9 protein-coding genes are annotated in these 15,797 nt (G+C 44.5%); 8 read left to right on the top strand and 1 reads right to left on the bottom strand.

All coding sequences use genetic code 11. The annotated features are described in order from the left end of the window. Positions 1 to 33: 33 nt before the first annotated feature. Entirely contained in the window at positions 34 to 5,055 is a 5,022-nt protein-coding gene (locus A7325_RS03125; protein ID WP_068404530.1) for a translocation/assembly module TamB domain-containing protein, read from the top strand. A 122-nt stretch (positions 5,056 to 5,177) separates the two neighbouring features. Here A7325_RS03125 and hemP read toward each other — a convergent pair whose 3' ends face one another. Continuing rightward, on the bottom strand, positions 5,178 to 5,336 hold the full coding sequence (gene hemP, locus A7325_RS13375) for a hemin uptake protein HemP (protein ID WP_227672156.1): 159 nt from the start codon (positions 5,334 to 5,336) through the stop codon (positions 5,178 to 5,180). A gap of 205 nt (positions 5,337 to 5,541) precedes the next feature. Between hemP and A7325_RS03120 the strand changes: the two genes are divergently transcribed. The 7 genes from A7325_RS03120 (at position 5,542) to argC (ending at position 15,709) form a co-directional block, all read left to right on the top strand. Then, positions 5,542 to 6,666: an NUDIX domain-containing protein gene (locus tag A7325_RS03120; protein WP_068404528.1), complete on the top strand. Its 1,125-nt coding sequence runs from the start codon at positions 5,542 to 5,544 to the stop codon at positions 6,664 to 6,666. A 561-nt stretch (positions 6,667 to 7,227) separates the two neighbouring features. Further along, entirely contained in the window at positions 7,228 to 8,511 is a 1,284-nt protein-coding gene (locus A7325_RS13370) for a lipocalin family protein (RefSeq protein WP_082894268.1), read from the top strand. 382 nt (positions 8,512 to 8,893) lie between these two features. Beyond that, positions 8,894 to 10,339, top strand: coding sequence for a glyceraldehyde-3-phosphate dehydrogenase (locus A7325_RS03110; RefSeq protein WP_068404526.1), 1,446 nt, complete (start codon positions 8,894 to 8,896; stop codon positions 10,337 to 10,339). Positions 10,340 to 10,660: 321 nt separating this feature from the next. After that, positions 10,661 to 11,863: an Obg family GTPase CgtA gene (gene cgtA / locus A7325_RS03105; protein ID WP_068404524.1), complete on the top strand. Its 1,203-nt coding sequence runs from the start codon at positions 10,661 to 10,663 to the stop codon at positions 11,861 to 11,863. 109 nt (positions 11,864 to 11,972) lie between these two features. Continuing rightward, the gene (gene proB, locus A7325_RS03100; RefSeq protein ID WP_068404522.1) at positions 11,973 to 13,145 is read left to right on the top strand and encodes a glutamate 5-kinase; all 1,173 of its coding nucleotides are present in this window, start codon (positions 11,973 to 11,975) and stop codon (positions 13,143 to 13,145) included. A gap of 209 nt (positions 13,146 to 13,354) precedes the next feature. Next, positions 13,355 to 14,491 (top strand): uroporphyrinogen decarboxylase, encoded by a 1,137-nt coding sequence (gene hemE, locus A7325_RS03095; RefSeq protein ID WP_068404521.1) that lies wholly within the window; start codon positions 13,355 to 13,357, stop codon positions 14,489 to 14,491. Between the two features lie 150 nt (positions 14,492 to 14,641). Beyond that, positions 14,642 to 15,709, top strand: a complete 1,068-nt coding sequence (argC, locus tag A7325_RS03090; RefSeq protein ID WP_068404519.1) for an N-acetyl-gamma-glutamyl-phosphate reductase — start codon at positions 14,642 to 14,644, stop codon at positions 15,707 to 15,709. Positions 15,710 to 15,797: the final 88 nt, after the last annotated feature.

Raw genomic sequence — 15,797 nt, 5'->3', positions numbered from 1 at the left:
GCTGGTAATCCTTCTTTAACATAGCTGAGTGTCATGTTGACCAAAAATACCCCGCCAAATAAGCCCTCGGATGAAGATCCAGCACAGCGCGATGCCCGCGCTGTTAGACGTTGGTTTTCCCTGTCTTTTTTGCTCAAATTAACGGTTCTTATTTTGATTGTACTGGCGATTATGTTCGCCATATTTTTATATGCGGTCGGTACTGAGTCAGGCACAAAGTTCATTTTAGAAAAAATTAGTGCTGAAACGGGAGTTAAGTTTAAATACGGTCGGGGTAATCTGCGCGATGGTATTTGGGTCAGCGATATCGATATCAACGCCACCGAAGACCTTGAGATATTGGTCGATAAAGCTTATGTCAAAATAGGCTGGCGCGCGGTATTTGCCAAAGAAGTGCATCTGCGTGATGCCGACATTCAAACCATTGAGATTATCAATAATAAGCCACCTACGGGCGAGCCGTTTGATTATCGAACGCTTAGTTTGCCAGTCAATTTGCGCTTTGATCAAGCAAAAATAAAAACCATTATTTATAAACAAGTCACCAAAGACCCTATCGTCGTGCATGATATCGAAGCGCGAGATTTGACTTGGGTTGGTAGCGTGGTGAACGTCGGGCGCGGCAAATTGCAGTATGCAGATATTGTAAAAGTCAGCGCTTTAAAAGGTCAGGCAGATTTACAAGGCGACTATCCTTTAGATTTGAGCGGAATTGTCGAGGTAAGTGCGTTAGAAAAAGCCTACATCGACCCGTTAAATATCACCGCAACCGGTACGCTAAAACGTACCGTTGGTAAAGTCCGTAGCCGTTATAACGACAGCGATGTCAGCGGTGATTTTGTGGTGCAGGGCCTAGATGAAGGTTCGCCGTTTCAAGCGAAACTTAAATGGGACGATATTTTAATTCCTTATGCCGATAGCCAAAATATCCACCTAAAAAGCGGCATGGCGACCGCGTCGGGCGTCATCTCGGAGATACGTTTGCGTATCAATACCGAGCTGACCGCCAAAGATATCCCATCGGGTCACTATCAAGGTCGCGGTATTATCGCCAACAGTCAGCTGCGCGTTGATCGTTTGGATGCGCAAGTACCAGCAGGCAATTTGACATTGCAAGGTATTTTGGACTGGAAAGAGAGTTTTGATGCGGTAGTCCGCGCCACGGGCAGTAATTTTGATATTCGTCAGGCGATTCCAGATGAATATGCCGACTTTAAACCCTATGCGCCACAAAAGCTCAATGGTCGCTTATCGGTACATTATCAGCATAAAAATAAAAATGGCAATCTAGAGATGGATGCAGATTTGCGTCAGCGCGATGGTGAGCATCTCAATGCCAATATCGTGCGCGGCAAAACGCCTGCTCGTGGTCGCAGCGCCAATGCTAAGCAAGTCACGCCTTGGTATATCGACGCCAAGTGGCAAAATCTGGTACGCCGCAATCTGCCAAATATCGGTAATGTCGACAGTACAAGCGGACAAGCCAATGTTATTATCCGCGGCTCGAATTTATCGGTCGATGGCAAAGCGGTGATTAATGAGTTAAATGTCGCCCCTAAAGGCAACTACGATGTGCGCGTGCGTAAAGCCGGCGACGTGATTAATATCAACCGTCTTAATTACAAAGGTATAGTAGGCGACCTATCTGGTACAGGGCAGATTCAACTGGCCAGTAAAAAACGCCCGCTAACGTGGCAAATTGACGCGCGTACCAATGGCTTATTACCCAAAAAATATCGTAGTGACTTACCGCTTGAGCGCTTAACAGGGCATATCAATGCGCGCGGGCGTATGCTCAATATCAGTAAAAACCGTGTCAAAGGTCAGCGCCATATTATTAGCTTTACTAATACCGATTTAAAAGCAAACCTCGATGCCAGCCAAGATAGCCGCGCTATTGGTATCACGGGCAGCGGTGATGCCAGCGTCGATATTATCGGCGGCGAGCTGTCTGTTTTTGATGCTCGTTTTGATGGTCATATTGATACCGCTGACGTACCAAAGGGCAGCTTGTCGATTGATGCTGCTGGTACGCCAAAGCTGATTCGTATTCGTAAACTCAACTATAACGGTGAAGCCGGCGCAGTAAAAGCGAACGGTGTCATTGACTTACGTCAAAACATTGGCTGGACAGTCGATGGCCGCTTTGATAAATTTAACCTTGGCTATTTTTTACCCAATAACGCTGCCATTATCACTGGTGATTTAAAAACCAGCGGCGTGTGGCAAACGCCGCCAAAGAACCAAGCCAATACTAATGCTAACGCAAAGGGTAAGCTGAAAAACTTTGCGGTGAAATTTGATGGTGTATTAGATGCTGAGCAACTGCCAGCCGGTAAACTTAGCATTGACGCCAGTGGTGACGCGCAGCTGATTCGTATCAAGCGTTTCCGCCATGTCGGCGCCGCAGGTAGTATCGATGCCAATGGTACGGTCGATGTGCGTAAAGGTATCGCTTGGGATGTCAAAGCGGTGATGAATCGCTTTAACTTGGGTTATTTCTTTAAAGATATCCCAAGTACCATCACTGGCACTATTGATACCGATGGGCGCTGGGGTGACAATCAGCAAATCGTTAATATCAAACAAGTTAACCTAAGTGGCGTGCTAAAAGGCCAGCCGCTCAGTGCCAAAGGTAGTTTGGCGGCGAAGCTTCGCCTACCAAAAGACTTGGGCAGTTATTTTAAACGCTTACAAGCACAGGATGCACAAGCACAGTATCAGCAAGTTAATGCGCTAATCGATAGCTTAAATGCCAATAATTTGGTGCTACGTTGGGGCGATAATTATCTTACTGCTAATGGCAATGCTAAGCAGCTACAAGCTAAGATTAATATCACCAGTCTTGACCAGCTCTCAGATAAGCTTGCTGGTAAAGTGACGGGCGGCGCAACCTTATCGCAGCCGGCAGGACAGGCGCTGCCCACGATTTATATTGACTTGGTTGGTGAGCGACTGGCGCTACCGGGCTTTATTTTGCGTCAAGGACGTATCCGCGGTAAGCTCGTCAATTTGGCCAATAGCCCAAGCCAGCTTATTATTAGCGCCGAAGGTTTGGATGCGGCAGGTCAGAGCTTTAAAAAGGTCAATGCCACTTTTAATGGCACTGAGCAGGCGCATGTGGTCAATCTTGAAGTGGCAAATGATGAACTTGCTATCGCCGCTCGGCTCAAGGGTGGTTTTAATCGCGATAAGCTCAGTTGGTCAGGGGTGATTGGTAAAGGACGTATCAAATCAAAATATGCGACGTTAAACCAACTACAACCTGCGCAGTTGATTGTCAATTTACCCAAAAAGCAGGGCAATAACTCTACCGACTTAAAAGTGCAGCTTGCCGCCCACTGTTGGCAGGCGACCGACCAAACGGGCAAGCTGTGTTTGCGTGAGAATCTCATTGCTTCACCAGCGGCAGGTCAAGTCAATTTAGCGGTACAAAACTTGGATACTTCACTATTCTCGGTCTTTTTACCCAAAGATATCGATTGGCAAGCGAAAATTAATGGTAAAGCCATCGTCGGTTGGCAACGTGGTCGTCCGCCGACGATCAATACCACGCTGTATTCTGACAACGGCAAAATCGGCTTAATGCAAGATGGCGATAGTCAGCCGGTTACCTTGCCTTATAAGCGTGTGTCGGTCATTGCTTTGTCGGTCCCTGAAGGCATCAAACTGCGCACGGATATCAATACTGGTCGCGGTGCGCGTGGCTATGCTGAGGTCATCGTTGACCCTTATAAAACACCGAAACCTATCTCGGGTGCGCTGGTGCTCAATGAGTTGAATTTAGCAGTATTTAAGCCTTTCTTCCCCGGTATGCGCGTGCTCGAAGGCAATATTACTATGGCAGGTGGTTTGGGTGGGACGCTCGATAAACCGCAGTTTTATGGCGATGTGAAATTGGCAGATGGCCGTATTGCGATGCTAGATTTACCTATCAACTTAAGAAAAGTCAATGTCGATGCCAAAATTCGTGGTACGCAGGCGAATATCGACGGCACTTTTAATAGTGGTACCGGTACGGGCAAGCTGACTGGTACGGTAAATTGGCAACAAAAACTGCAAGCTAAGCTCAGCATCATTGGCGAGCGTTTGGTATTGACTCAGCCGCCATTATTGTTGGCTGAGATTAACCCTGATATCGACATTATCGTGCGTCCGGGTGACCGTTATGTCAATATTACTGGCGCGGTCAGTGTGCCGTCAGCGACCATTCGTCCACCAGAAGCCAGTGAAGATATCATTACCCAAACCGAAGATGCGGTAGTGCTTGATCGCCGTTTGATTGGTAATATTGATGAGGTTTTAGCGATTTCAAAACCTTGGTCAATCAATGCCGACATCGGTATTGACTTGGGCGATGACATCAATTTCCGCGGTTTTGGTGCAGTGATTCCGTTAGCAGGGGCGATTAATGTCACCCAAAATGGCACAGGCGTTATGCGCGCCAAAGGCGTCGTGCAGGTTTCTCGCCGTACCAATGTCAATATTTTTGGTCAGAGCTTAGAGCTGAATTACGGTCAGGTGCGTTTTAATGGCGACGTGATGAAACCAAATCTGAGCATTGAGGCGGTTAAAACCATCAGCGGTAAGACCGTCGGCGTACGCGTTAAAGGCAATACAGAAAATCCAAATATTATCGTCTTTAACAATGCTGGCTTAACCCAGCAGCAAGCGATGAATGCCTTGATAACGGGCCGTATTAATAATAAGAGCGCGACGCAAATCAGTGAGCAAGGCTTTAAATCGCAGGTGACTAATAACCTTGCGGCGGCGGGACTAAGCTTTGGGCTGAGTGGCACGCGCAATCTGACCAATCAGATAGGTCAAGCGTTTGGCTTCCAAAGCCTAACCGTTGATGCATCAGGCAGTAGTGATGACACCAACGTCAACGTTACTGGTTATGTGACCCCTGATTTGTATATTCGCTACGGAGTCGGGGTGTTTAATGCACAAAATAGCCTATCTATCCGTTATCAGCTAACGCGCCGCATTTATGTCGAAGCAACTTCAGCGGCGGAAAACGCGGTCGATGTGGTTTATAGTTGGCAGTTCTAAGCACTTAAGCTTTTAATAGCTTTACTATACTGTCGATTTTTAAGTCGCTTGTTAGTGGTTCATTTAATGCAATAAAAAACGCCTTTATCAAAAGGCGTTTTTTTATGCGGTGAGCAGTTGATTTATTTGGTCAAAATTAAGCGGTTATTGCGCGTTAAGCGTAAGCGATATTCTTCGCCTTCGTGCTCGATACGCACTTCTTTGGTTAGCGCAAATAGGTGCTGTGATTGCAGCGTAGGCAAGCGGTTTTCGCGACAGTTTAAATAACGAGAGATGACCATGCTCATAGTAAATTCCTTTTGATAAAATAATTAAAGATAAGGCAGTGGGGTAAAGTAAGTTATTAACGATAATAATTATCATTTACATTGAAGGCTTTTGCAAGCTATTTGATAAAATAAATCACAGTTATTATGTAAACTTATATAAAGCAGCATTTACAAACGCTATAAGTCAAAACAATCGTACCATTATAAAGGGCAATAGATGCGCAGTCATGTAGAGGATTCAAGCAAAAATTTGTTCGCTAAAAATGAGGCAAGTGCCCATAAACCGCTAAAAATCGTCAATGTTGCGGTGGCGGTCATTTATTATCAGCATCAGTATTTGCTCGGCTTCAGAAATGCATCGCAGCATCAAGGTAATCGTTATGAGTTTGTAGGCGGCAAGATAGATGCTAATGAAACCGCTCAGCAAGCGCTGATACGCGAAGTGGCTGAAGAGACGGGCATTGATGTCGCAAATAATACTGCGGTGAAACTCGGTCGGCTGCATCATGACTATGGTGATAAGCAGGTATGTTTGCAGGTTTACAAGGTAGCACTAAGTGCGCAGCAGTATGAACAGCATAGACATTGCCAGCAGGGATTGGAGGGTCAAGCATTAACTTGGGTGGATAAATCGAAGTTATTGGCAGGAGATTATCAACTGCCAGCCGCTAATAAAACCATTCTTGCATGGTTGCGCTTACCACAACAGATAGCAATTACTTATCCATTGGCACACTTTAACGACGCGGCTGATCCAGCAGCAACTTGGCTACAGTTTCATGCAGCGCATTTGGCGCATGATGCTTGGGTTTATGTCCGTCCAAAAGCCATGGATGCAGATAATAATATAGCGCAGTTATTACGCTTGCGTGCAGATATACAGGCGATTGTACCAGCTGAATTTGAAAGCGACCAAGCACATAAGCAAGCTATAAACCATCAAATCGTCGCAAAGCAGTTAACCCAGACGCAGCTTATACGCGGCTTAAGCGATATTAATAACGATGTTCACCAAAGCAAAAATGCAATTCACGACGGTTTATTAAACTATCCACTGATTGTAAGTTGTCATGACGTCGAAAGTGTCGCTGCCGCTAATAAGTTGGCGCATAGACGTTTAGAGCAACAATTATCACCCGTTATCGGTATTTTTCTATCGCCAGTTTTAGCAACCCAAACCCATCCTGATGTCGAGCCACTTGGCTGGCAAGCGTGGTCGATATTAGCAGAATTAGCCGATATACCAGTGATTGGCTTAGGTGGTTTATCGCCAGCAATGAGGGCTCAAGCAGAGCAGTATGGCGGCATTGCTGTTGCTGGCATTAGTCAGTTTTTACGGTAATTTTTAACATGGTCTTTATAGTATTTGAGAGTATATTTTAGGCCAATAATTAACCAAAATATGAAAGGTAAATCAAAAACTGAAAGCAAATGTAAGGCCATACAAGAGTGAGGTTTAATGGGGGCAAACCACTGATTTTAAATCTATTTTTACACAAGGTAACCATGTATTGCTTGTATGGCGTAAATACAGAATTACTTACAAACCGTTGCGTTTTCCTACATTGCTACACTGTTTTGCTTAGCCCTTTGCCATTACTATAAACCTGCAAATTACCAAAGGGCGCAGAATCAGTTTGTTAAGGGCAATTCATCTAGCAACTTTTTATCCAATCACTTGCTATTTAACCAATTGCTATCCACCCACTTCTTATCTATCGTGATTTTATTCATCACAGCGCCACTGAAAGGTATAGTAAATATAAGTAATCCAGTATTTAATTTTCACTCATCTGTCTTTTGTATTTAAAGTAATTGTTGAGCATTATTTATACTGAGTTAATCGCTATAAAATTTGATAAATGAAAAATTTTAACTAACACTATTAATAAATGGTACTCCTATGAAAACCAATAAGTTACCTAAGTCAGCATGGCCTGATTCGCAGGCAGCTGGTTCTCAATCACAGCAGACTAAATCAAGTCAGCATTATCTTGATAAAAACTATTTAAAAAAAGGTTATCGCAAGACAGATAATACGTCACAATCGAGTGATGCCAGCAATGATGCTAGCTATCACAATGATAGCGCGAACGATATGCCAGTAGGCGATGTCACCCTAAAGGCATCAGCAACAGATAATGAATTTGTCTATAAAAAGAGTGGACAAAACGCGCCTAAAGCCGCAAAGTCTGTATTGATTGATAGCAGCAATCACGATCAAAATAACCATAATACAAGTTTTAAAAGCACTCAAGATTTGCAAAGCAATAGTTTTCAAAATGGCGGCGGATACAAAAAAGCGCCTGCTTATAAGAAAGTGCAAAAAACTACTGATATCAATACTACCGATATCAATATTGATGCTGCTGTAGACATCTCAGCGAAAAGCTTAAATGGTAATACTAAATCCAATAAGTCTATTACTGCTGAAACTGTTGATACAGACGACGGCAATGAAGATATGGGTTTACCAACAATACCAGAGCGTATATTTATGAATGGACTTATCAAGCATACAGGTATTGCTCTAGCAATTATTATCCCATTGGCTGCGTTCTCAGCCTATGCGGCAACACCGCCTGTCAATACCGCGGCTAAAGCTGGGGTGACAGCGAACGCAACAACGGCTAAAACCGTCACAGAGACGTTATCCATTAAGCCAAATGCAATTATCCATAAATCTGCTAGCGTACCAACCACAGTTGATAGCGTTGATCTCAAAAAATATGCCGGCACTTGGTATGAGATAGGTCGTTTACCGATGTATTTCCAGCGCAACTGTGCCAGTGATGTGACGGCGACTTATATTGAAAAAACTGACGGTTCAGGCATTAAGGTGTTTAATCAATGTAAAGCGCAAGATGGTTCAGCCATTACCGCAGAAGGCTTAGCTAAACCTGCTGATGCTTCGGGTAGTAAATTAAAGGTTACTTTTTTACCGTCGTGGATTCGCTGGTTGCCTGTTGGCCGCGCCGATTATTGGGTACTTGCTCGTGATGCAGATTACAAAACGGCATTGGTTGGCACGCCAGATAAAGATTATCTGTGGTTACTGGCTCGTTCGCCGAATGTTAGCCAAGAGACCTATGCAAAATATCGCCAAATTGCCCAAAAGCAGGGCTACGATTTAAAAGAATTTAAACTTACCCTGCAGACCAATCAGACGGTAAAGTTGGTTCCTTAAGTTTTTCATAACCATACATGGCATAACCATATAAGTATTTTATAATTATCATATTTTTGTTTGATTTATCGTTAATTGATAATAGAGCAGCAGCGCAAGCTGCCTTTATTTTTATGCAGTAACTTATAAAGCTATGAAAAACGCGATAAGTACGTCAAATTCGGTTATCACTAGCAAAATAGGGCGTTTTAGGCTAGAATCTACCTTATCTAAAGACGGTTACGATAAAGACTGTAACGCTAGCTAGTTAGTGATAGTTACTATTGCCAATCACTACCGCCAAAGTCGAGCATGACCGTTTTAATATCGTTATTTAAACAATGATGACCTATCTATTTATATTTCTTCCTACTTTTCTGCTACCTAATTACTGACCAAAAGGATGTTTCTCGTGAGCAACGCTGATACCTTACGCCAATTACATCAAGACCATTTGAGCAATTATAACCAACAAGAGCAACAAGCCATCGAGCTTATGGGCTTATTAAATAAGCTTTATAATGAGCAAGATGTGCAAGTGACATTGTTTGGTGATACGCTAGATACAACCTCTGTGGGTCAAATACTGGCATTGCATCAAAAAGTCGCGCTGCGTGATAAAGGTGCTAAACCTATCGCTGTCGCGGATACTTTAGCGATGGTTAAAACGCTTGCAGAGAATAAAGACATCCAAGCGGCGCGTATCGATGTTGGTCAATTGATTGCTAATGACAGTGATTTACAAGCGGCATTAGAGTCTGTTAACAACAATAACGCTGCAAGCAATGGCGCAACGGATGTGGTGCTATACGGTTTTGGCCGTATTGGTCGTATCTTAACGCGTCTTTTATTGTCACAAGCGTCAAGCGCTAAAGGCTTACAGCTAAAAGCCATTGTGGTGCGTCCAGCAGCAGCGGGCGATCTGGCTAAGCGTGCTTCATTGCTTGAGCGTGATTCAATCCATGGTAGCTTCGCTGGTGGCGTCGTTGTCGATGATGAAAACAATGGTTTGATTATCAATGGCCGCTTTGTACAAGTTATTTATGCCAAAGACCCAAGCGAGATTGACTATACGGCTTATGGTATCAACGATGCATTGGTCATCGATAATACTGGTATTTGGAAAGATGAAGACGGTCTTGGCAAGCATTTACAATCGACTGGTGTGAAAAAAGTATTATTAACAGCACCAGCTGGTGGTGATATTAAAAACGTCGTTTATGGCGTCAATAACGATACGGTCGGCGATGACACTATCGTCAGTGCAGCGAGCTGTACCACCAACGCGATTACCCCAACGCTCAAAGTCTTAAATGATGAATACGGTATCGAAAACGGTCACGTAGAAACTATTCACTCGTTCACCAACGATCAAAACTTAATTGATAATTATCATAAAGCTGATCGCCGTGGCCGCAGCGCGGTATTGAATATGGTTATCACCAGTACTGGCGCGGCAAAAGCGGTCGGTAAAGCCCTACCAGAGCTTAGCGGTAAATTGACGGGTAATGCGATTCGTGTACCAACGCCAAACGTCAGCTTAGCGATTTTGAACTTAAACCTTAAAACGGCGCCAGCCAGTGCCGAGGCGTTAAATGAGTTCATGCGTAAAGTGTCTAATAGCAGTCAGTGGCAAACTCAGATTGCTTATACAGATTCTACCGAAGCGGTATCAACTGATTTTGTTGGTGATACGCATGTCGGTATCGTCGATGCGCAAGCGACGATTTTGACAGACAATCATGCTATCGTTTATATTTGGTACGATAACGAAGTTGGCTATAGCACGCAGGTGTTACGTTTGGCCACGCAAATGGCTGGCATCAGCTATGCGCAAATTCCAGCGTAAAAATTTGCACAGCTGCTATCTTAGCCGTTTGTATTTAGATAAAATGCTAAGGCAAAATAGCGGGACGAAAGTAAGTTTTATCCTAGATAAATCGGTGTAAATTATTAACGGCAGTATTCAAACACCCGATAGTCCGAATGGTTATCGGGTGTTGTTGTCATGCTAAATGCTAAGCGTGGTATGACATTTTAGTAAATGCCGTTTTAAAGAAGATTTTATATTTTTTTAAGTTATTCATAACTACCAAACATATAGCTACCATCTAAAATACAGTCGCTGACTGTAAGTTGATAAACGAGATGGTAAATAAAGGAACGAAAGATGCGATTTATTGATGAAGCCGTCGTAACGGTAAAAGCAGGTGACGGTGGTAACGGAATCGCCAGTTTTCGCCGAGAAAAGTATGTCCCACGTGGTGGCCCTGACGGTGGTGATGGCGGTAAGGGCGGCGATGTCTATGTCATTGCCGATGACAATACCAACACCTTAGTTGACTACCGTTATACCCGTCGTTATGACGCCATGCGCGGTGAAAACGGTCATAGTAAGAACTGTTCAGGTAAAGGCTCTGACGATATTTATTTGCCAGTTCCAATTGGTACGACCGTGGTTGATACCGAAACCGACGAAGTATTAGGCGATTTGATTGAAATTGGTCAAACGCTACTGATTGCCAAAGGCGGCGACGGCGGTCTGGGTAATACCCATTTTAAAAGCTCGACCAACCAAGCACCGCGCAAAGCCACTTCAGGTTTTGAAGGCGAATTAAAGGTGCTGAAGTTTGAGCTAAAAGTAGTCGCTGACGTTGGTCTGATTGGTTTACCTAACGCGGGTAAATCAACCTTTATCCGTCAGGTATCTGCCGCCAAACCTAAGGTTGCCGATTATCCCTTTACCACCTTAGTGCCAAACTTAGGCGTGGTTGATATCGGTCGTCACCGCTCATTTGTGATGGCAGATATTCCGGGTTTAATCGAAGGCGCGTCAGAAGGCGCAGGACTTGGCATTCGTTTTTTAAAGCATGTCGCTCGTACACGCCGTCTGTTACACTTGGTTGATGTAAAACCGATCGATGGCAGCGACCCAGTAGAAAACGCGCGCGTGATTTTAAATGAGCTTGAGCGTTTTTCACCTGAATTGGCCAATTTGCCACAGATTTTGGTGCTAAATAAAATTGATCAGGTTGCCGAAGAAGACTTAAACGAGCTTTGTACCCATATTGTGGCTGAGCTTGGTTGGACAGGTATGGTATTTCGTACCGCAACCTTGACCGGCGAAGGCGTTGATGCGATTAAGTACCATTTGATGAATGAGATCGAGCGCGAGCGTGAGCGTGAACTCGAAGATCCGATTTTTGCTGAAGCCCAAAAAGAGCGTTTTGAGCGCTTAGAAGCAGAAGTTCGTTTGAATACCGAAGCGCAGCGTGAAGCCTATCGTGCGGCTCGTAAAGCAGCGCGTGAAGGTACCAATTTAGACGACGATGACGATTTCGACGATGGCGTCGAAGTGGTATACGTTCCTTAATATATCTAAGGTTAAATTGGCAAAAGTTAATGTTTCGTTTTTTAAATAGGTGTGCGTACAGTTCTAATATTATTCACGTAATTCATTTACCCTAGCAACAGGAGTTTATATGGCAGTTGACATAGAGAACACGACAGAAGAAGCAAGGTTTGTTAAGCAAGCTCGCAACTTTGATATTCGGCGCGTTATTGTCAAGATTGGCTCATCGCTATTAACCAATAATGGACGAGGGCTTGATCGAACTGCCATTTACGAATGGGCAAAGCAGATTGCCAAACTGCATAAGCAAGGTGTGGAAGTATTGCTAGTGTCGTCAGGTGCGGTTGCTGAAGGCGTGGTGCGGATGAATCTGGACGAGCGCCCAAGGAAACTGGCGGCGCTACAAGCTTGTGCGTCCATCGGACAGATGGGCTTGATTGAAACCTGGTGGTCAGCATTGATTCAGCATGGTATTCAAAGCTCGCAGCTATTATTAACTCATGATGATTTGTCTAATCGTAGTCGCTATTTAAATACCACGGGAGCATTGACGCAGTTATTAGAATGGCGTGTGCTGCCCGTAATCAATGAAAACGATACCATTACCATTGATGAGATTAAATTCGGCGATAATGACACCTTAGGCGCGATGGCGGCGGCGATGGTCAATGCCGATTTATACATTATTTTGACCGATCAAGAAGGCGTTTTTACTGATAATCCGCGTAACAATCCGAATGCCAAAATGATTCGTCAAGAGCGCGCGATGGCCGATTACTTATTTGATATCGCTGGCGATGGCGGTAAACTTGGTCGCGGTGGTATGCTGACTAAAATCCGTGCTGGACGCTTAGCTGCCATGGGCGGCTGTCCAACGGTTATTGTCAGTGGCGCTATCGACGATGTGATTACGCGTGTGGTTTCTGGCGAAGCGGTCGGTACGTTATTGACTACTAATGATGCCGATAAAATCATTGCTCGTAAACAGTGGCTAGCGGCGCATTTGCGCATGTCAGGCACGCTCATTGTAGACGCTGGGGCTGCAAAAGCGGTTGTCGAACATCACAAGAGCTTATTGCCAGTTGGCGTCGTCGAGGTTCGCGGTGATTTTGATGAAGGTGATGTGGTAGAGATTGTCAATCAAGACACGGGCGAGCGTATCGCTGTTGGTCAAGTGAACTTCTCATCGCGTGACGCTTGCCGCGTGGCTCGCGAGCGTACAGAGCAGTTTGATAGAATCCTTGGTAACAAGGAAGAGCGTGTGGTCATGGTACATCGCGACAATTTAGCGTTAACCGTGTAGTTATACCCCTTTAATCGGTAGGTGTTCTCAAAGCTTAATAGTAAATGGTATTTAATATAAAGAAGCTGATATCAAATCATTATGAAGCTTTTTAGGATTAAATGCCGCTATCTATGCGTTATAAGCGTTTATTAATCTTTTCTTTCACTTATTTTATCTTGCCCTGTTATTTATTTTATTGAATATAGGGCTGTTTTGGAGAGTTGTACATGAGTGCTTCAGACAGTAACCATGCGCTTGAGCAGAACTTTGCGCCTTTAAAAAACGATAGATTGCTACGAGCACTCCGCTTTGAGCCCATAGATACCACGCCCGTATGGATGATGCGCCAAGCCGGCCGTTATTTACCAGAATATAAAGCCACCCGTGCCGAAGCCGGTGATTTTATGAGCCTATGTAAAGATACGGCGCGTGCGACCGAAGTCACTTTGCAGCCGCTGCGCCGTTATGACTTGGACGCCGCAATTTTATTTAGTGATATTTTGACCATTCCTGATGCCATGGGGCTAGGACTGTATTTTGAAACGGGCGAGGGTCCGAAGTTTAAGCATCCGATTCGTACGCAAGCGGATTTAGACAGATTGCCGGTACTCGATATGAATGACTCGCTTGATTATGTCATGCGCGCGGTGACGAGCATTCGTAAAGCACTAAACGGACAAGTGCCGTTATTCGGCTTTTCGGGTAGCCCTTGGACGCTAGCGACTTATATGATTGAAGGCGGCAGCTCAAAAGATTATCGCTATACCAAGGGTTTCTTATATAGCAATCCGGAGTTTTTACATCAATTATTAGATAAATTGGCAACGTCAGTGATTGATTATTTGGATGCGCAAGTGGTTGCTGGCGCACAAATTTTGCAGATATTTGATAGCTGGGGCGGGGCGCTTGGTCATCGTCAGTTTGTGAATTTCTCGCATGCCTATAATAAGCGTATTGTCGCTGAGCTAAAGGTACGTCATCCAGAAATCCCAGTCGTACTATTTACCAAAGGCGGTGGATTGTGGCTCGATGTGCAAGCGGATAGTGAGGCCGATGCGCTAGGTTTAGACTGGACAATGCCTATTGATCGCGCCCGTCAAGTATTGACAGAAAGTCAGCGCCAATTGACCAAGCAACATAAAAAACTACAAAGTAGCAAAGCCATTCAGGGTAATTTAGACCCCGCAACCTTGTACGGCTCGCCTGCAACTATCCGTGCTGAAGTCAACGCGATGCTCGATAGCGCTTACGCCAGTGGCGAAAAAACCGGCTATGTGGCAAACTTAGGTCACGGTATTACCCAGTGGGTCAATCCTGATAATGCCAAAGTCTTTATCGATGCGGTACATGATTATAAAATTTAAGTTATAAAATTTAATATCGTTAATTATTAAAAAATGAACGTTTAAAAGCGCTAGTAATAGCGCTTATATTTAGAAGCAACAAGGTTTAACTTTGATGTAGAGCTTATCTCTATCTAAATATTTACGCATTAAAAGAAAAAGGAATATCTTATGATTTCAGCAGCGATTGTCGGCGGCACAGGCTATACAGGTATTGAGCTGATTCGCTTATTATCTGCCCATCCTGAAGTGTCTATTGATTTGCTAACCTCACGTAGCGAAGCTGGCACCCGCGCTGATGAGATATTCCCAAGCTTACGCGGTATCTCCGATATAGTTTTTAGCGATTTAGGTGATGAGACGCTAGCGACCTTGCAAAAATGCGATGTGGTATTCTTTGCGACCCCACATGGCGTGGCAATGAAGCAAGCAGAGGCATTAACGGCAGCGGGTGTAAAGGTCATTGATTTGGCCGCCGATTTTCGCTTGCAGTCATTAGCAGATTTTGAGCATTGGTATCAGCAAGCGCATGCCTGTTCTGAATTGTTAAAGACCGCCGTTTATGGCTTACCTGAAATCAATCGAGAAAAATTGGCCAATGCGTTAGTTGTCGGTAACCCTGGCTGCTATCCAACCACCGCTATTTTGGGCTTAAAACCTATTATCGATGCGCAAAATCAGCAAGCCGAAAGGCTGGTTGAGTCACGTATCGTTATCGATGCAAAATCTGGCGTTTCGGGCGCGGGTCGGCAAGCGAAGCTTGCGCTTAACTATGCGGAAACCACCGATAATTTCAAAGCTTATAGCGTTGAAGGTCATCGGCATTTACCAGAGATTGAGCAGGGCGTTGCTCAATTGTTAGAGAGCCAGTTTGACCATCGTATCCGTTTTTTACCGCATCTGGTACCAATGATACGCGGCATGCTGAGCTCTATTCATTTAGAGCTTACCGAAGCAGGCACTGCTATCGATTGGCAGCAAGTATTTGAGACAAGCTATGCGGCAGAGCCGTTTGTCGATGTGATGCCAAAGGGGCTTTATCCTGATACACGCAGCGTGCGAGCCAGTAATCGTTTGCGTATTGGTATTCACCAAGACAATGCGCGTGCTGAGCTGACGGTGATTGTCGTGCAAGACAATTTGGTGAAAGGTGCTGCTGGACAGGCCGTACAAAATATGAATGTGATGTTTGGTTTCGATGAATCGATGGGCTTAGACTTTGCCCCTATCGTTCCTTAACAGATGTCTAGCTATTAACAAATCCCTCATATTTATGGTGCTAGGTATTGATTATAAATTCCGCTATAATAACCTGCCTTTACTGTTA

Origin of the sequence: Psychrobacter sp. SHUES1 (genome assembly GCF_001652315.1) — a bacterium.
GTDB classification, from domain to species: Bacteria; Pseudomonadota; Gammaproteobacteria; order Pseudomonadales; family Moraxellaceae; genus Psychrobacter; species Psychrobacter faecalis.
Note: the sequence above shows the minus strand (reverse complement) of the source record. Positions and strands in the feature narration are given on the sequence as shown.